The 17,718-nt window shown below is 64.7% G+C and carries 14 protein-coding genes; 6 read left to right on the plus strand and 8 right to left on the minus strand.

Annotated features, from left to right (window positions below; genetic code table 11):
* Positions 1-216: 216 nt before the first annotated feature.
* From HGI46_RS03705 to HGI46_RS03715, 3 genes are all read right to left on the minus strand, one after another.
* Complete coding sequence (locus HGI46_RS03705) at positions 217-849, minus strand: class I SAM-dependent methyltransferase (RefSeq protein WP_168903174.1); 633 nt, start codon at positions 847-849, stop codon at positions 217-219.
* Positions 850-923: 74 nt separating this feature from the next.
* Positions 924-2,060, minus strand: a complete 1,137-nt coding sequence (locus HGI46_RS03710) for a ThuA domain-containing protein (RefSeq protein ID WP_168903175.1) — start codon at positions 2,058-2,060, stop codon at positions 924-926.
* Positions 2,061-2,200: 140 nt separating this feature from the next.
* The gene (locus HGI46_RS03715; protein WP_168903176.1) at positions 2,201-5,002 is read right to left on the minus strand and encodes a ribonuclease E/G; all 2,802 of its coding nucleotides are present in this window, start codon (positions 5,000-5,002) and stop codon (positions 2,201-2,203) included.
* 543 nt (positions 5,003-5,545) lie between these two features.
* On the opposite strand from HGI46_RS03715, the gene HGI46_RS03720 reads away from it, so the two are divergent.
* From HGI46_RS03720 to HGI46_RS03745, 6 genes are all read left to right on the plus strand, one after another.
* Positions 5,546-6,523, plus strand: coding sequence for an N-acetylmuramoyl-L-alanine amidase (locus tag HGI46_RS03720; RefSeq protein WP_168903177.1), 978 nt, complete (start codon positions 5,546-5,548; stop codon positions 6,521-6,523).
* 62 nt (positions 6,524-6,585) lie between these two features.
* On the plus strand, positions 6,586-9,120 hold the full coding sequence (locus tag HGI46_RS03725) for a transglycosylase domain-containing protein (protein ID WP_168903178.1): 2,535 nt from the start codon (positions 6,586-6,588) through the stop codon (positions 9,118-9,120).
* Between the two features lie 64 nt (positions 9,121-9,184).
* Positions 9,185-9,730, plus strand: coding sequence for a peroxiredoxin (locus HGI46_RS03730; protein ID WP_118074086.1), 546 nt, complete (start codon positions 9,185-9,187; stop codon positions 9,728-9,730).
* A gap of 110 nt (positions 9,731-9,840) precedes the next feature.
* The gene (gene prfB, locus HGI46_RS03735; RefSeq protein ID WP_118074085.1) at positions 9,841-10,968 is read left to right on the plus strand and encodes a peptide chain release factor 2; all 1,128 of its coding nucleotides are present in this window, start codon (positions 9,841-9,843) and stop codon (positions 10,966-10,968) included.
* Entirely contained in the window at positions 10,968-11,738 is a 771-nt protein-coding gene (locus HGI46_RS03740; RefSeq protein WP_118074084.1) for a class I SAM-dependent methyltransferase, read from the plus strand. Before prfB ends, HGI46_RS03740 begins: the two co-directional genes overlap by 1 nt.
* Positions 11,738-13,147, plus strand: a complete 1,410-nt coding sequence (locus tag HGI46_RS03745; protein WP_168903179.1) for a nitronate monooxygenase — start codon at positions 11,738-11,740, stop codon at positions 13,145-13,147. Before HGI46_RS03740 ends, HGI46_RS03745 begins: the two co-directional genes overlap by 1 nt.
* A 50-nt stretch (positions 13,148-13,197) precedes the next feature.
* Here the strand turns inward: HGI46_RS03745 and HGI46_RS03750 are convergent, their stop codons facing one another.
* The 5 genes from HGI46_RS03750 to HGI46_RS03770 all read right to left on the minus strand — a co-directional run bounded on the left by HGI46_RS03750 (position 13,198) and on the right by HGI46_RS03770 (position 17,621).
* On the minus strand, positions 13,198-13,746 hold the full coding sequence (locus tag HGI46_RS03750) for a YkgJ family cysteine cluster protein (protein ID WP_168903180.1): 549 nt from the start codon (positions 13,744-13,746) through the stop codon (positions 13,198-13,200).
* A gap of 111 nt (positions 13,747-13,857) precedes the next feature.
* Positions 13,858-14,424: a YkgJ family cysteine cluster protein gene (locus HGI46_RS03755; protein WP_168903181.1), complete on the minus strand. Its 567-nt coding sequence runs from the start codon at positions 14,422-14,424 to the stop codon at positions 13,858-13,860.
* 100 nt (positions 14,425-14,524) lie between these two features.
* Positions 14,525-15,067, minus strand: coding sequence for a YkgJ family cysteine cluster protein (locus tag HGI46_RS03760; protein ID WP_168903182.1), 543 nt, complete (start codon positions 15,065-15,067; stop codon positions 14,525-14,527).
* Between the two features lie 73 nt (positions 15,068-15,140).
* A complete protein-coding gene (locus HGI46_RS03765; protein ID WP_168903183.1) occupies positions 15,141-16,451 on the minus strand; it encodes an ammonium transporter in 1,311 nt (436 codons plus the stop codon).
* Positions 16,452-16,601: 150 nt separating this feature from the next.
* The gene (locus HGI46_RS03770) at positions 16,602-17,621 is read right to left on the minus strand and encodes a D-glycerate dehydrogenase (RefSeq protein ID WP_168903184.1); all 1,020 of its coding nucleotides are present in this window, start codon (positions 17,619-17,621) and stop codon (positions 16,602-16,604) included.
* Between the last annotated feature and the right edge of the window lie 97 nt (positions 17,622-17,718).

Here is a 17,718-nt window from a genome sequence, read left to right on the forward strand (position 1 = left end):
CTTCCGTCTAACAGACGTCGCATGATCCTGCGATAGGCGCAGGATTAGCGGGACGCGACGTGCGGGTGTGTGGTCTTGCGGGTGCCCCTCCAACACCTGCGGTGGTCCCCCTCCCCGGGGCGGGGAGGAATTGAAGCGGGGTTGCCCCTCTACCATCTTCGATGGTCCCTCTTCCTCCCGGCCTCCGCGGGGACAGGCGCACCGGGAGGAATTGGGTCAGCGCAGTTTGGTGGCGGCGCCCCATTCCATCCACGCCGCCCATTTCGGCATGCCGGGCATGTACTGGTGACCGGGGTGTTCCAGCTGGAAACCGGCGGCCAGGACCGGGGCGGTGACGGCGCGGGCGAGGTGGCAGCCGCCCATCAGGGGTTTCCAGACAGGCTCGACCCGGCGCTGCCATTTCGCCACGTCGGCATCGGGGCTGAGGCCGTGCTCGAGGAACAGCAGGGTGCCGCCGGGCTTAAGGATGCGGCGCAGTTCGGACAGGACCTTGGCCGGGTCATCGACCGAACAGAGCGTGTAAGTGCAGACGGCGGTGTCGAAGTTCTCGTCACCGAAGGGAATGTCCTCGCCCACGCCTTCGCGGATGTCGGCCTGCCAGCCCTTGCGGGCGGCGGCTTCGCGCGCATAGTCGAGCAGTTTGCCTGACGGGTCGATCCCGGCAAATCCGGTGACGCGGGCGGGATCATAGAACTGCTGGTTGAGTCCGCCACCGCAGCCGATCTCGAACACCCGGCCCTGCGCGCGGGGCACGACGCCGGCGCGAAGCTCCATGATGTTCGGCGAAGCACAGGCACACTTGATCATGCGCGGAACGACGTGCGCGTCCCAAACGGCTTTCAGTCCCATCCCGTTTCCCCGTCTGTTATCCGGGCAGACTGGCAAAGGGAGCGGCGCGGCGCAATTGGCCGCGCCCGGGCGTTTCACTTTGTGGTGCAGCCTTCCGTGCTGAGTCCCATGGCCCAGAGGATGCCCTGATCGAGCAGTTGCAGGCTTTCGGGCTGGCTGTAGTTTTCGGGCCGGTGGCCGATGGCGGTGTAGAAACTGCGGCCACGGCCCAGGCACCGGGTCCAGGCGATGGGATGGTCACCCATGGCCATCTTGCGCCCGAAGCCTTCGCCCGGGTTGTAGGTGCTCTCGTCAAGCGAGGCGAGGACGCGGGTGCGTGGCAGGGCACGCACGCTGCGATCGAAGGAATACCATTCCTCGGTCATGCGCCATTCGGCGGGCAGGGCATGGGCTGCCGGGTGGGCACGGTCTTCCATGACGACGCGGGCCTGCTGGAACTGCGGGGCCATGGGATGGCCGATGAAGCGCGCGCCGATCAGGGTATCGGCATACCAGTCCCAGAAGAATTGGGGATCGCCGCCCGAACCGTGGATGCCGGCGTAGCCACCGCCGTTTTCGATATAGCGGCGGAAGGCGGCGCGCTGGGGCAAGGTCAAGGCATCGCCGCTGACGTTGTTCCACACCACGGCATCGAAGCGGGCAAGGTCGCCTGCGTTGAAGACGCCGCCCCGGTAGGTGAAGACGATGCCCCAGCCATGGCGTGCGGCAATGCCCTTGAGCGCGGCCTCGGCAGCGTTGACCGAGGGAGAATCGCGAAAGCCGGTGATCTTGCCGAAGACGAGGATGGCCGGGCGAGGCAGGTCTGCGGGGATGGCGGGACGGTCATGATCATAGGTACGGCAGCGGGCGGCGACGTCGGCCGTGGTCAGCCGCACTTTGGCAAGGTCCTTGTCGAGCTGGGCGGCAAGCGCGGTATCGCCTTTGCCGATCATGCTCAGGACCGAGCGCGGCGTGACGATACGTTCGAAGCCGGGGGGCAGGGCGTTGCCGTTGAAGGGGTGCATCATGGCGTCGGACAGGCCGGGGGAGGCTGCCTCGACGACGGCCTTCGCCGCCGGGACGACCAGAACGTCACCCAAAGGGGACTGCGTCGACAATGGCTGCCGCCCCAGCGGGCAATCCAGCACCGGCGCGGCATGGGCCGTCGCGCTCAAGCCCAGTCCAAGGGCCAATCCGACAGCTGCTGCCGTGTGCAGGAATCCTTTGCGCATGTCCGTCTCCCTAATGTTGTTTGCGTTACCATGGCGGGGCCGACAGCGCCGGTCAACAGCGTGAGGTGGTGCGCTTACCCGATAGCAAAAGGCCCCGCCAAGACTGGCGGGGCCTTCCGGTTTGGGGCCTTGGCTTGTTGTCAGGCGCCGAAGGTGCGCTGCCACCAGCCGCGACGCGGTGCAGACTGTTCGCCTGCCTCCGCTTCGGATGCGGCGTCTTCGGCGGCTGGAGCTTCGGCGCTGACCGTTTCGGCCGGAGCAGCTTCGGAGGCGACAGCGTCGGCCTTCTTGCGGCGGGTGCGCTTGGGCTTTTCTGCCGGGACTTCAGCTTCGGCTGCCGGGGCTTCGGAGGGAGCAGCTTCAGCTTCAGGTGCAGGCGCTTCGGGAGCGGCTTCAACCTTCTTCTTGCGGGTCCGCTTGGGCTTTTCCGGCGCAGGTGCGGCGGCTTCCTCGACAGCTGGTGCAGCGACGGGAGCTTCTTCGGCTGCCAGGGCAGCTTCGGCTTCTACCGCGACGTCAGCCTTCTTCTTGCGGGTGCGCTTGGGCTTGGCCGGTGCTGCTTCTGTGGCAGGAGCGGCTTCGGCCTCGACTGGCGCTGCGACCGGTTCGGCGACGACCGGCTCGGCAACGACCGGCTTGGTAGGGGCGGGGTCTGCCGAGATTTCGGCAGGCTCGGCCTGCTCGGCACCATCTTCGGCCTGATCGCCTTCAGCGTGTTCGCCAGTGCCCTCGCCGTTTTCACGGCCACCGCGCCGACGACGACCACGACGGCGGCGCTTGCGCGGACCACGCTCGTTGCCATCATCGCCTTCATCGGTACGAGCGCCTTCGGTGCCTTCGGCTTCGCCGCCTTCAGCCTCTTCGCCTTCGGCATCGTCAGCTTCTTCGGCCGAGCCTTCGCTCTCGCCATTCTCGTCACGACGATCGCGGTTGCGACCACGGCGGCGCTTGCGGCGCTTGCGGCGGCCTTCGCGGTCACCTTCCTCACCATCGCGCGAGCGCTGGCGGGGCTGTTCTTCGGCTTCTTCCTCGTCGTCGAAGTCCTCTTCGACGAGATCGTCCTCTTCAGGCTCGATGATCGGTTCGAAGCGGGGGACGAATTCCGGCTTGGGCCCGCGCGAGGCGACGCGCATCTTGGCGCCTTCGTTCTCACCTTCGGGGATCACTTCGACGGTGACGCCGTAGCGCTCCTCGATCTCGGCCAGATCGCCGCGCTTGGCGTTGAGGACGTAGATTGCGGCTTCTTGGCTGGCGTAGAGCGTGACGACGTTGCCCTTGCCCTTGGCGGCTTCGTCCTCGATCAGGCGCAGCGCGGACAAGCCGGCCGACGAAGCGGTGCGGACGAGGCCCGAGCCATCGCAGTGCGGGCAGGCGCGGGTGGTCGCTTCGAGCACGCCGGTGCGCAGGCGCTGGCGGCTCATTTCCATCAGGCCGAAGCCGGAAATGCGGCCGACCTGGATGCGGGCGCGATCGTTCTTGAGCGCGTCCTTCATCGCCTTTTCAACCTTACGGATGTTCGATCCGTATTCCATGTCGATGAAGTCGATCACGACGAGGCCGGCCATGTCACGCAAGCGCAGCTGACGGGCGATTTCGCGCGCGGCTTCGAGGTTGGTGGCAACCGCGGTCTGCTCGATGCCGTGCTCCTTGGTGGAGCGGCCCGAGTTGATGTCGATCGAGACGAGGGCTTCGGTCGGGTTGATGACGAGGTAGCCGCCCGACTTGAGCTGCACGACCGGATCGTACATCGCGGTGAGCTGGTCTTCCGCGCCATAGCGCTGGAACAGCGGCACCGGATCGGCATAGGCCTTCACGCGCTTGGCGTGGCTCGGCATCAGGAGCTTCATGAAGTCCTTGGCGGCACGATAGCCATGCTCGCCCTCGACCACGACTTCCTCGATCTCGCGGTTGTAGATGTCGCGGATGGCGCGCTTGATCAGGTCGGAGTCCGAATGGATCAGTGCAGGCGCGACCGAGCGCATCGTGCGTTCGCGGATCTCGTCCCACAGGCGGGCGAGGTAGTCGAAATCGCGCTTGATTTCGGGCTTGGTGCGCTGGAGGCCGGCCGTGCGAACGATGCAGGACATCGAGCGCGGCAGTTCCATTTCGGAAATGATCGTCTTCAGCCGCTTGCGATCAGCCGAGGAGCTGATCTTGCGGCTGATGCCGCCGCCGTGGCTGCTGTTCGGCATGAGCACGCAGTAGCGACCGGCGAGGCTGAGGTAAGTGGTGAGGGCGGCGCCCTTGTTGCCACGCTCCTCCTTGACGACCTGGACGAGCAGCACCTGGCGGCGCTGGATCACGTCCTGGATCTTGTAGCGGCGGCGCAGGGCCATGCGCTTGGCGCGCAGCTCGTCGGCTTCCTTGCCCTGCGAGCGACCGCCCTGACGGCGACGGCCCTGACGGCCGCGACGGCGGTTGCTGTCGGCCTCCTCGCCTTCGTCCGAAGCTTCCGAGGTTTCCTCGCCTTCGTCGCCCTCTTCGCCTTCGTGGTCGAAGCCGTTTTCGACGACGCCGCCTTCGATGGTGGCGACCTGGTCCTTCTCCGACGTGTCGACCTCGGTCACGCCCTCATCGGAGTCGTAGCCTTCGCCATCGGCGTAGTCTTCGTCCTCGGCGTCCTCGGCGGCGCGCAGGGCGGCCTCTTCCTCGGCGTGGGCGGCCTCTTCGGCCAGCAGGGCCTCGCGGTCCTCCTTGGGGATCTGATAGTAGTCAGGGTGGATTTCGCTGAACGCGAGGAACCCGTGGCGATTGCCGCCGAAATCGACGAATGCCGCCTGAAGCGAAGGTTCTACGCGGGTTACCTTGGCGAGGTAGATATTGCCCTTGATCTGCTTGTGATCAGCAGATTCAAAGTCGAATTCTTCAATCCGATTGCCCTTCAGCACCGCCACCCGGGTTTCTTCCTGGTGGCGCGCATCGATCAGCATGCGCGTGGTCATTACAAATTCTCCAGCCGCGCCGCCGCTGGATTGCCTCTGGGGCTACCAATGCGTTTCTGGCGCGGTTCGTTTGGGATGCACGAACGGCAGTTGCACGGATCGCTCCGTTGCCAATGCCATTCGCGAATGCGGGTTTGCCGGATCGGAGCGTTGCGGCGCGCAGCGTATCGACTGCCTTGCCCTGTCGCTCGCCGCCCGGCGGCGGTTGGTTTGTGTCTGCTGTGAAGACAACTCGCGGCGAAGTGCGCGTGCCGGCAAGCGTCCAAGCCGCGACCGCCCCGGTGGGGCAGCTAGGCAGGAACGAAACGCGGCTCATCATCACGGCATCAACCTTGTCGCGTGGAGGAGGGCGCTTGCGCTTCTTTCTCTCCACGTTGGCGGGATCTTCACCAGCGGACTTTCCCTCGCCCACCGCGGCGCAAATGTGCGCTTTCCGGCGGTTTCGGCGTGGATGCGCCGGTGCTGGCTTGCCCCGGTAGATGGGTGCTAGCACCCCAATTGCAAACCGGCAATTAAAACAATGCCGGGAACGACCCGTTAACCATGCGCGCCTTTTCGGTCTGGACCGGCAGGGGTGGGGCGGGGCATAGACCGGAGAAGATGGAGAACAAGGGGGTCCTGATCGCGGTCTTTGCCGCGCCGGTTGCGGCGGCGGCGCTGATGTGGGCGGCGTTTTCATCGGGTCTTGCCGAGATCGAACCGCGTTCGGTGCTGCGGCTGGACATGCCGCCGAGCGGCGGGCGCGTCGGGCTTCCACCGGTTGAAGGGCCGGCCGATGTCAGCCGGCCTCTGGTGGTGATCGACGCCGGGCATGGCGGCCATGATCCCGGCGCGAGCGGTTCGGCGGGAGAGCGTGAAAAGGACCTGACGCTGTTGCTGGCGCAATCCCTGCGCGATGCCCTGCTGGCCGAGGGCAAGGTGCGGGTGGCGATGACGCGGAACTCGGACCGGTTTCTGGTGCTGGAAGAGCGCGCCGACATCGCGCACCGCCTTGCCGCAGACCTGTTCATATCGGTCCATGCCGACGCTGCGCAGAATGACTCGGCGCAAGGGGCGACGGTCTACACGCTTTCGGACAAGGCATCGGACGGCGTTGCCGAGGCGCTGGCGGCGCGGGAGAACAAGGCTGATACCGTCAACGGCGTGAACCTCGACGGGCAGGGAGCGCAAGTATCCTCGATCCTTGTCGATCTGGCGCGGCGGGAAATGCGGGGACGGTCGTTGCGGTTCGGGCAACTGGTCGTCAGGGAAGGGCAGGACACGGTGCGCTTTCACCAGACTCCGCAACGCGAGGCGGCGTTTGTTGTCCTGAAGTCGTTGGACCTGCCATCTGCCCTGATCGAAGCAGGCTATATCAGCAACGTGGACGATGCCCAGAAAATGCGCGATCCGGCGTGGCGGCGGGTCTTTGCCGGTTCGGTAGCGCGCGCGATCGCGATTTTCCTTGCCGAGGGCCAAGCCGGTACCTCTCAGGCTAACGTGCCTCAGGCGGGCGCATCTGAGGGTCCTGCGACGCGCTGAGCGGATTGGCGGCAGGTTGGCTCTGGCTTGGCAGGGCGCGAGCGTGCTAGAGGCCCTGCAACATGGCCGAAGAGACGTCCCAGCAATCCCGGTTCAAGCTCATCCGCGCGGAAGGTCGCGCACGGTGGGGCAACCTTTCCAGGTGGTATCGCGCAAAGTGGGGCGACAGCCGCCGCTTCCGCTTCCTCAACTACGCCATTGGCGCGATTCTGGTTGGCTGGTTCGTGCTGTGGGCGGCGGTGATCCGCACGATGCCTTCGGCCGACATGCTCCTGACCTATCAGCCGCCGCTGCCGACGATGGTGCGCGGCAACGATGGCGAGATCGTATCGAGCTATGCGCGCGAGCGCCGCGTGCAGCTGCGCTTCGTCGATTTTCCCGAGCCGCTGATCAATGCGTTCCTTTCCGCCGAGGACAAGACGTTCTGGACCCATGGCGGCATCGACTACCTCGGCTTTGCCGGGGCGGTGGTCGATTATGCGAGGAAGGCTGGCTCGGACGAGCGGGCCAAGGGCGGCTCGACCATCACGCAGCAGGTGGCGAAGAACATCCTGCTGGGCGACGAATACTCGATCACCCGCAAGCTCAAGGAAATGGTGCTGGCGCGGCGGATCGAGGGCGTGCTGACCAAGCAGCAGATCCTCGAACTCTATCTCAACGAAATTCCGCTGGGGCGGCAGAGCTTTGGCGTGCAGGCGGCGGCGCGGGCCTATTTCGACAAGGATGTGGGCGACCTGCAGCTGCATGAGGCGGCGTTCCTCGCGATCCTGCCCAAGGCACCGGAGCGCTATGGCCGGGCCAAGTTCGAGGACAAGGCAATCGAACGGCGCAACTGGGTGCTCGACCAGATGGTCAAGAACGGTTGGGCGACGCCGCAGCAGGCTGCCGCCGCGCAAGCCATGCCGCTGGGGCTCAAGCCGCGTCGCGCCGAGAATTACACGGCCGATGCGGGCTATTTCCTTGAAGAAGTGCGCCGCCAGCTGATCGAGAAGTTCGGCGAGAAGGCCGAGGATGGTCCGCACAGCGTCTATGCCGGTGGCTTGTGGGTGCGCACGTCGCTCGATACGCAATTGCAGACAGCTTCGCAGAATGCGCTGCGGGCGGCGCTGCTGCGCTATTCGGGCGGGCGGGCATGGCATGGGCCGATTGCGCGGATCGATGTCGACGGCGATCGCTGGCAGACCGAGCTGATCACCAGCAATATTGCGATCAACTATCAGAACTGGCGGATCGGCGTGCTGCTCTCGCGCAGCGGCTCCTCCGGGCAGGTGGGCTTTGCCGATGGCAAGACCGCCAGCCTGATCGGCCTGCCCGACGCCATCAAGCCGGGTGACGTGACGGCGGTGGCACCCGTCAACGGCTCGACTTACGCGGTGCGGACCGTGCCCGAGGTTTCGGGCGGGATGGTGGTGGAGGACCCGCAGAACGGGCGCGTTCTGGCGATGCAGGGCGGGTTCGACGCGCGGCTCGGCTCGTTCAACCGCGCGACGCAGGCCAACCGCCAGCCGGGCTCGACCATCAAGCCGTTCGTCTATGCCACTGCGCTGGACAACGGGATGACGCCGGCCTCGATGGTCGTCGATGGCACGTTCTGCGTCTATCAGGGCGCGGCACTGGGCGAGAAGTGCTTCCGCAACTTCGGCAACGAGGGCGGATCGGGCAGCCACACCATGCGCTGGGGGCTTGAGCAATCGCGCAACCTGATGACGGTGCGCGTGGCCAACGACGTGGGTATGGACAAGGTCGTGCGCACGATCCGGAATGTCGGGATCGGCGAGTATGAGCCTTACCTGTCGATGGCGCTGGGTGCGGGTGACACGACGGTGATCAAGATGGTCAACGCCTATGCGGCGCTGGCCAACCAGGGGCGTCAGCACAATCCGAGCCTGATCGACTACGTTCAGGACCGCAACGGCAAGGTGATCTGGCGCGCCGACAACCGCCGCTGCGACAACTGCGCGATGCCGCAGTGGGACGGCAAGCCGATGCCGCGCTTCAAGCCGACCGGCAAGCAGGTGATGGATGCGCGCACGGCCTATCAGGTGGTGCACATGCTCGAAGGCGTGGTGGTGCGGGGCACGGCCGTGACTCTGCGCGACCTGAACCTGCCGCTGTTCGGCAAGACGGGGACGACATCGGGCCCGACCAACGTGTGGTTCGTTGGCGGATCGCCAGACATCATCGCGGGCGTCTATATCGGTTACGACCAGCCGCGCAGCCTGGGTGGCTATGCGCAGGGCGGGCGCATTGCCGCGCCGGTGTTCAAGCAACTGGTGCAGGAGACGCGCACGCGCTGGAAGGACGTGCCCTTCGCGGTTCCCGAGGGTGTGCGCATGGTCAAGATCGACCGCGTATCAGGCAAGCGCGTGTTCGGTGGAACGCCCGAGAACGACGTGGCCAAGGCTTCGGTGATCTGGGAAGCGTTCAAACCCGACACCGAACCGCGGCGCACGGCGCGCGAAGGCGAAGTCAGTGCCAAGCAGGCGGTGATCGACGCCTTGCGCAAGGCGCGTGCCGCACGCGGCATCCCCGAAGGTGGCGCCGAGGAAGCGCCGGTCGAGCAGGACTTCCTGGAGGAACAGGGCGGGATCTACTGATCGTTGTGCGGCCTGTCCTCAAAGGCATTGGCTAGTTCGGAGAAGCTCTGTTAGCCTCCCTGCCATGACGATCCGCACCCTTGCCGCTGCCGCCGCAGCCATCGCCCTTTCCGTTTCCGCCCCGGCCTTTGCCGAATTGCCGACCGGTGCGCGCGCGCCGGATTTCGCAGCGTCAGGAGCGCTGGCGGGCAAGCCGTTCTCGTTCAAGCTGCAGCAGGCGCTGAAGAAGGGGCCGGTTGTGCTGTATTTCTACCCCAAGGCCTTCACGCAAGGTTGCACGCTGGAGGCCCACGCCTTTGCCGAAGCGACGGCGCAGTTCAAGGCGGCAGGCGCCACGGTCATCGGCATGTCGAACGACGACGTGGCGACGCTGCAGAAGTTCTCGACCGAGGCTTGCCGCGACAAGTTCGCGGTGGCCAGCGCCAGTCCCGCCGTGATCAAGGCCTACGATGTGGACCTCCGCAAGCCCGATGGCTCGTCGACCGGGCTGACCAAGCGCACCAGCTATGTCATTGCCCGCAACGGCAAGATCGTGATGGTTCATTCCGACATGGACTATCGCGACCACGTGAAGATGACGCTGGCCGCGGTGCGCAAGCTCAAGGGCTGAACGCGCACCCTGCTTAACCACTCGGCTTTTCACGCTTGGGCTTTACATGCCTGCCCGCTTCGCTAAGCGGCGCAGTTCGTTCTTGTTCGAATTGACCGGAGTTCAGCCCCATGCGTGCCGAAGGGCAGGCCCATATCGACCGCATCAACGCCGCGCTGGCGCTGGTGCGCAAGTTCCTCGACTGGGATCGCGCCGTGCGCCGTCTCGACGAGTTGAACGCCCGCGTCGAGGACCCGAAGCTGTGGGATGATCCCAAGAAAGCCGAAGAGGTGATGCGCGAGCGTCGGCGCCTCGAGGCGTCGGTCGGGACGGTGAACGAGATCGGGCAGGAAATGGCCGATGCCATCGAATTCATCGAGCTCGGCGAGATGGAAGACGACGAGGCCACGGTGAACGAAGGTCTTGCCACGCTGGCCGCGCTGGCCGACCGCGCCGACAACGACAAGGTTCAGGCCCTGTTGGCAGGCGAGGCCGACGCCAACAACTGCTTCCTCGAAGTTCACGCCGGCGCGGGCGGCACGGAAAGCCAGGACTGGGCGGAAATGCTGCAGCGCATGTACACGCGCTGGGCGGAGCGCCATGGCTACAAGGTCGATCTGGTCGATTACCACGCCGGCGAAGCGGCGGGCATCAAGTCTGCCACGCTGCTGATCAAGGGCGAAAACGCTTACGGCTATGCCAAGACCGAGAGCGGCGTGCACCGGCTCGTTCGGATCAGCCCCTATGACAGCTCGGCGCGGCGGCACACCTCGTTCAGCTCGGTCTGGGTCTATCCGGAGATCGACGACAACATCGAGGTCGAGATCAATCCGGCCGACCTGAAGATCGATACGTACCGTGCTTCGGGCGCGGGCGGGCAGCACGTCAATACCACGGACTCGGCAGTGCGCATCACCCACGTTCCGACCGGGATCATTGTTGCCAGCCAGAACGACCGCAGCCAGCACAAGAACCGTGCGACCGCGATGGGCATGCTGAAGGCGCGCATCTACGAGGCCGAACTGGCCAAGCGCGAGGCGGCGGCTAGCGGCGAATATGCCGCAAAGACCGAGATCGGCTGGGGCCACCAGATTCGCTCCTACGTGCTGCAGCCGTACCAGCAGGTGAAGGACCTGCGCACCGGCGTGGTCTCCACGAACCCGACCGAAGTGCTCGATGGCGCGCTCGATCCGTTCATGGCGGCGGCGCTTTCGCAGAAGGTCACCGGCGAGAAGGTGACCGTGGAGGACGACGATTGATGCGGCGGGCTTCGGCCCATTGTTCAGTCGCTTTCGCCGTTCTGGCATTGCTGGCGCTTGGCGCTTGCAAGCCGCAGGTGGACGACAAGCGTCCTGAAACTGCGCGCGAGTTTCCGACCGCCGACCGTCCCGTTTCCGGCGTGGTCAGCAATGCCTTTTCCAACGAGCAGGAACGTGACCGCCTGGGCGAGGCGGACATGGTGATGAACCTTGCCGGGATAAAGCCGGGCATGAGCGTGGCCGACATCGGCGCAGGCGAGGGGTACTATACCGTTCGTCTTGCCGAGCGCGTCGGGGACAAGGGACGTGTGCTGGCGCAGGACATTGACGGCGATGCCTTGCGGCGGCTGGGATCGCGTGTGGAGCATGACCGGCTCGACAACGTCTCGATCAAGCCGGGCGGTGTTGACGACCCGCGCCTGCCCGAGCGCAGCTTCGATCGCGTGCTGCTGATCCACATGTATCACGAAGTGACCGAGCCTTACGCCTTCGCGTGGCGGATGTGGCCATCACTGAAGGCCGGAGGCAAGATCGTGGTGGTCGACCTCGATCGTTCGACGGATCGCCACGGCATTCCGCCGGCGCTGCTGATCTGCGAACTGGAAGCCGTGGGCTTTCGCTTGGATGAATTTCACCGTAAACCAGAGATTGCGGGATATTATGCCCAGTTCGTCGCGGCGAAGAGCCGTCCTGAGCCGGGCGAGATAAAGCCGTGCCGTCTGAAGACGGCCAAGGGTGCGAGCGCGACAAGCGCGTTGAAAGGAAATTGATGTCTGCGTTCAAGGGGTTGAAGCCGATTCTCTATGGTGGCCGCGAGGTTTGGCCACTGGTTGAGGGCGGCAAGGGTGTTGCGGCAACCAATCACATGAGTTCGGGCGCGTGGGCTGCTGCCGGGGGGATCGGCACGGTCAGCGCGGTCAATGCCGACAGCTACGATGCCGAAGGCAAGATAATTCCACAGGTTTATAACGCCCTCACCCGCAAGGAGCGCCACGAAGAGCTGATGCGCTATGCCATCGATGGCGCAGTCGAGCAGGTGAAGCGCGCGCACGACATTTCGGGCGGCAAGGGCGCCATCAACATCAACGTGCTGTGGGAAATGGGCGGGGCGCAGCCGATTCTGGAAGCGGTGCTGGAGCAGACCCCCGGTCTGGTGACCGGCGTGACCTGCGGCGCCGGAATGCCCTACAAGCTTTCCGAGATCGCCGCGCGTTTCAACGTGAATTATCTGCCAATCGTGTCGTCAGGCCGCGCGTTCCGTGCCCTGTGGAAGCGGGCCTACCACAAGGTCCCGCAGTTGCTGGGCGCCGTGGTTTACGAAGACCCCTGGCTGGCAGGCGGCCACAACGGGCTTTCCAACGCAGAAGATCCGCGCAAGCCGGAAGACCCGTTCCCGCGGGTGAAGGCGCTTCGCGATGTCATGCGGGCAGAAGGCATCGCGGACTCGGTGCCGATCGTGATGGCCGGTGGCGTATGGTTCCTGCGCGAATGGAACGACTGGATCGACAATCCTGAACTGGGCGCGATCGCCTTCCAGTTCGGTACGCGCCCACTGCTGACCGAGGAAAGCCCGATCCCCCAGGGCTGGAAGGACCACCTGCGCACGCTTGAGCCGGGTGACGTGCTGCTGCACCGCTTCTCGCCCACGGGCTTCTATTCCTCGGCCGTGCGCAATCCTTTCCTGCGTTCGCTCGAAGCGCGGTCCGAGCGCCAGATTCCGTACTCGCGGGTCGAAGCGGGCGAGCATACCGCTCAGCTTGACGTCGGTGTGCGCGGCAAGAATTTCTGGGTGACGCCGAACGACCTTGCCCGCGCGCGCGAATGGCATGGCGCGGGGTTTGTCCATGCGCTGCGCACGCCGGATGACACGATGGTGTTCGTGACGCCGGAAGAGCGCGACGAGATCCAGCAGGACCAGAAGGACTGCATGGGGTGCCTTTCGCACTGCGGTTTCTCGTCGTGGAAGGACCATGACGATTACACCACCGGGCGCCTCGCCGATCCGCGCAGCTTCTGCATCCAGAAGACGCTGCAGGACATCGCGCACGGCGGCGACATCGACAAGAACCTGATGTTTGCAGGCCACGCCGCCTATCGCTTCAAGCAGGACCCGTTCTATTCGAACAACTTCACCCCGACGGTGAAGCAACTGGTCGACCGTATCCTTACCGGGGACTGACCGTTTCCGGCCAACGGGGCGTCCCGCGCTTTGCCGGCGCGGCGCTCCGGTCAGGCCGGGGTGCTGGATGTGCTGGCAGCGGGTAGATGCCCCTTGTCGGCCTTGCGGAATTCTAGATCCAGGAATCGTTCGAGCACGAACATCTTGACTGCGAAGCGGGCTTCGATCGGCGAAAGGTCGGGCTGCCTTGCCGCGATGCGCGTGAAATGATGACGCGCTTCGACGATGGGCATGCCGTCGGGCAGCACTGCCTTGACCTCGGTGACCAGTTGGCGAGCCGCTGCAATCTTTTCGAGAGCCTGCCCTTCGGTCAATTCGCCTGCGCGCGCCCTTTGCTGGACCCTGCAGAAGAATTTTGAACAGACAGATGGGCGCCATTGCTCGTATCGGGTGCAACAGGCGCCATCGAGGTAGTGGCAGGCAAATGCGAACGTGGGATGGCCTTGCGCATTGCGCGAAGTTGTCAGGCCGATGCTTTCGACATCGCTGATTTCGTCTTCGCGGATCTTGGCATCCTCATAGAGGGTGCCGTCACAACACAGGCCGCATGCCAGGCAAAGCCTGCTTTCCAGCGTGAGATCAGGTGCGGCGGCAGACATTCCAGCAGGAATACAGGCGACGTCGGCGTGGCGCCACTTGTCGGAAGGCAAGCGCAGCGGGGAAATTAGTCACAAAGCCGGGATAACTTTCGGCAGGAATCGACCGCAAGTTCAACTTTGCGAGGCAGCGCCATGCTGGGACGCCTGCCGCTTTTCCGCGCCGCGAAGATGCGCACGTTTGGCTCCTCTGAACTCGCTGTCGAGAAAGCGTTCGAGCACGAACATCTTGACCAGGAAGGTGGCTTCATCTGGCGCAAGATCGGGCTGCTTTGCAGCGAGATCCTTGAAGAGCCGCCGCGCTTGCGAGATTGGCACTCCGGGGGGCAGCAAGGCCTTGATTTCATCGGTCATCTGCCTGGCCCGGGCAATCATGCTGAACGCTTTTTCCTCGGCGAGTTCGTGCTTGCGCACGCGCTTCTGGACCTGACAGTAGTAGTCGCCGCAGACCGACGGTCGCCAGGACTGGTAGCGCGTGCAGGCCGTGCCATCGAGATAGTGGCACCCTAGCCGGAATGCCGGCTCATCATTGGTCGTGCGGAAGGTTTGCAGACCGATCGCGGCCGTATCCTCGACCTCGGATTCCTCGATCAGGGCAAAGCCGAAGACCGTGCCGTCGCAGCAAAGGCCACAAGCGAGGCAGAGCTTGCTTGCGATGGAGAGTTCGTCAGTTTCGGCCATTTGTCGGGATGATACCGGCGGCAAAGCAGCCTTGCTATCTACCGAAGGTCATGAGCTTCAGGAAATTTTAGCTAGAGACAGTTATAACCAAGGTTAGTGCCTAGGCCGCCGCCTGACCTGACGACCTTTGAAGAAACATCGCCTTGCGAGAATCCCGGAAGTAGCGGTCGAGCAGGAGGTCGAAGGCTGTCAGTTTAAGCAGGAAGGCCGTTTCGACCGCCGTGCGCTCGGGCTTGGCGGCGATGTGTGCGCGGCGATCGCGTGCGGCGTTGAGCGTTTCCCCTGCGATCAGGAATGGCTGCAACTGCTCACGCGCCTTCAGCATTTCGTCCACGCGCCGAAAGGCCTCGGCACTCTCGATCTCGCTGGCGCGCATGGCCTTCAATGTCTTGCAACGGAAGGTGCGGCAGGTTTCGGGGCGCATCGTATAGATCTGGCAGCTCTGGCAAACAGAGTGCGGGCAGGGCTGAAAGAAGATCGCATCGGTTTCGCGCGATTGCATGGCGAAGCGATGGCCAAGTGCCTGCTCCTCGTCGCGGGTTACTTCGACATGGGTGAACAACGTGCCGTCGCAGCATGCCGCGCAGCCCGTGCACAGATCCTGTTCGAGCAGGGGCGGGGCGTCGGCCTCAGGTACGGTCATGGCACCTGATTATGGCTGTGCGCTGGCCGGTGCAAGGCGCGACTTGACGAAGCCGCGCCTTGCCTGCGTTCGATCAGTCGAATTCCCAGGCGCGTTCGCCGTGGCTGGTGATGTCGAGGCCTTCGCGTTCCTCGTCTTCGCTGACGCGCATGGGGATGACCATGGAAACCATCAGCGAGCAGACGACGGTGGCGATGCCGCTCCATACCGCCACGATGCCGACGCCGGCAACCTGGGCCACGATCTGGCGGCCCAGTGTCATGCCCTCGGCAAAGCCAGTCCCGCCGAACGAAGGCGAGATGAACACGGCCAGCAGCAGAGACCCGATCATGCCACCAACACCGTGGACGGCGAAGACGTCGAGCGAGTCGTCAATCTGGAGCCGCTGCTTGACCAGCTGGATCATCGGATAGCAGACGGCCGCAGCGACTATGCCGAACAGCATGGCAGAACCCGGGGCGATGAACCCGGCGGCAGGCGTTACGGTTGCGAGGCCGGCGATGGCGCCGGTGGCAAAGCCGACCGAGGTGGCCTTGCCGACGCTGAGCTTTTCGATGCCGATCCAGACGAGCGCGGCGACGCAGGCGGCAAGGTGAGTGTTGATGATCGCCGAGGCGGCATCGTCATTGGCGGCGAGGGCAGAGCCTCCGTTGAAGCCGAACCAGCCGACCCAGAGCAGGGCGGCACCGGCCATCGTGAGAGCAGGGCTGTGCGGCAGCATCAGCGTCTTGGGAAAACCGGCGCGCTTGCCAAGCAACATCGCTACGATCAGCGCCGATACGCCTGCGGTGGTGTGGACGACGATCCCGCCGGCGAAATCCAGCGTGCCGAAGCGGGTTGCCAGCCAACCGCCGCCCCAGATCCAGTGCGCTACCGGTGCGTAGACCAGAAGGCTCCACAACGCGGTGAAGGCGACGACCCAACCGAAGCGCGCGCGATCGACCCATGCGCCGACCATCAGGGCGGGCGTGATCAGCGCGAAGCACATCTGGAACAGGGCAAAGGCGCTTTCCGGGATCGCGGTATTGGCGCGGACGTTGCCGAGGTTCAGGAGCATCCAGGCGTTGCCTGCGCCGAGCCAGCCGCCCGACACGTCGCCAAAGGCCAGGGTGTAACCGACCATCACCCAAAGCACCGAGGCGACTGCCGCAATTGCTCCCACCTGCACGAGCACGGCAAGGAAGCCCTTGGCTCGGACGAGACCGCCGTAGAACAGCGTCAGGCCCGGCATCGCCATCATCAGCACGAAGGCTGAAGACACCAGAATCCAGGCGGTGTCTCCGGTATCGGCAACATCCTCGACGCTGACGGCGCCTTGGGCATGGGCCAGTGCGGGCAGCAGAATCGCTCCTGCGGCGCAGGCCATCGCCAGTAGTTTACGCATGCGTGACTCTCCCCCTCGCGCAGTGGTGCTGCGCCAGATCCTCTCCGCGCGGGGCTTTAGAGCAACTTTGCGGCAGCGCACAAGCGCGCCGACAACCGTTTGTTGTGCGAAACGCGACGAACGGTTCCAGTTTCGGACAGTGGCTTTGCGTTAAACGAGGCCTTCAAGCACCTGGTCTGGCGGGCGATGACCATCCGCCCAGAAGCGGATGTTGGCGATGACCTTGTCGCCCGAAGCAATGCGGCCCTCGAACGTGGCGCTGCCCATGTGCGGCAGGATCGCCACATTGTGATGGGCCAGCAAGCGCGCATCGACCTGGGGTTCGTGTTCGAACACGTCGAGCCCGGCGCCGCCGATGCGGCCATCGACCAAGGCTGCAATGAGGGCCTCTTCCTCGATCAACTGGCCGCGCGCAGTGTTCACGATGTAGGCGTGCGGCTTCATCAGGCCGATGCGTCGCGCGTCGATCATGTGATGCGTTTCCGGCGTGGCCGGGCAATGCAGCGTCAGAATGTCCGCCTCGGCGACCAGCCTGTCGAGATCGGGTTCGAAATTTGCGCCGAACATCGTCTCGAGCGCTTCGGGCAGGCGGTGGCGGCTGTTGTACAGGACATTGAGCCCGAAAGCCCTTGCCCGATGCGCGACGGCCTGGCCGATGCGACCCATGCCGATGATGCCCAGCGTCTTTCCGGCGAGGCGGTGGCCCAGCATCGTGGATGGTGCCCAGCCTTCCCATTTCCCGGCGCGCAGTGTGCGGCCACCATAGTTCAAGCGGCGGGCGACCGAGATGATCAGGGCGATCGTCATGTCCGCAGTGTCGTCGGTGAATACGCCGGGCGTGTTGGTGACGATGATCTTGCGGGCGCGCGCGGCGGCAAGGTCGATATGTTCGGTGCCCGCACCGAAGTTGGCGATCAAACCAAGTTGCGGACCAGCTTCGGCGATCATCGCCGCATCGATCCGATCCGTTACCGTGGGGACGAGGACATGGGCCGATTGCATCGCCGCGACAAGCTGGTCACGCGACATGGCGCGGTCTTCATCGTTCAGGGAGACGTCGAAAAGCTCGGCCATCCGCGCTTCCGTTTCCGGGAGCAGACGGCGGGTGACGGCGACGCGCGGGGTGCCATCGACACGGCGGGTCGGGCGATAGTCGGCGGAACTCGGCATGGCTGCAAAGCTAGGCCGGGGGTGGGGCAGCGGTCAAGCGCGGTAAGGCCCTGCCATCGTGGACAGAGCGCTGTGCGGTGTTGCTCTTGCCGGTCAT

The organism is Novosphingobium sp. ERW19, from assembly GCF_012641315.1.
In the GTDB taxonomy this organism is placed as follows: Bacteria; Pseudomonadota; Alphaproteobacteria; order Sphingomonadales; family Sphingomonadaceae; genus Novosphingobium.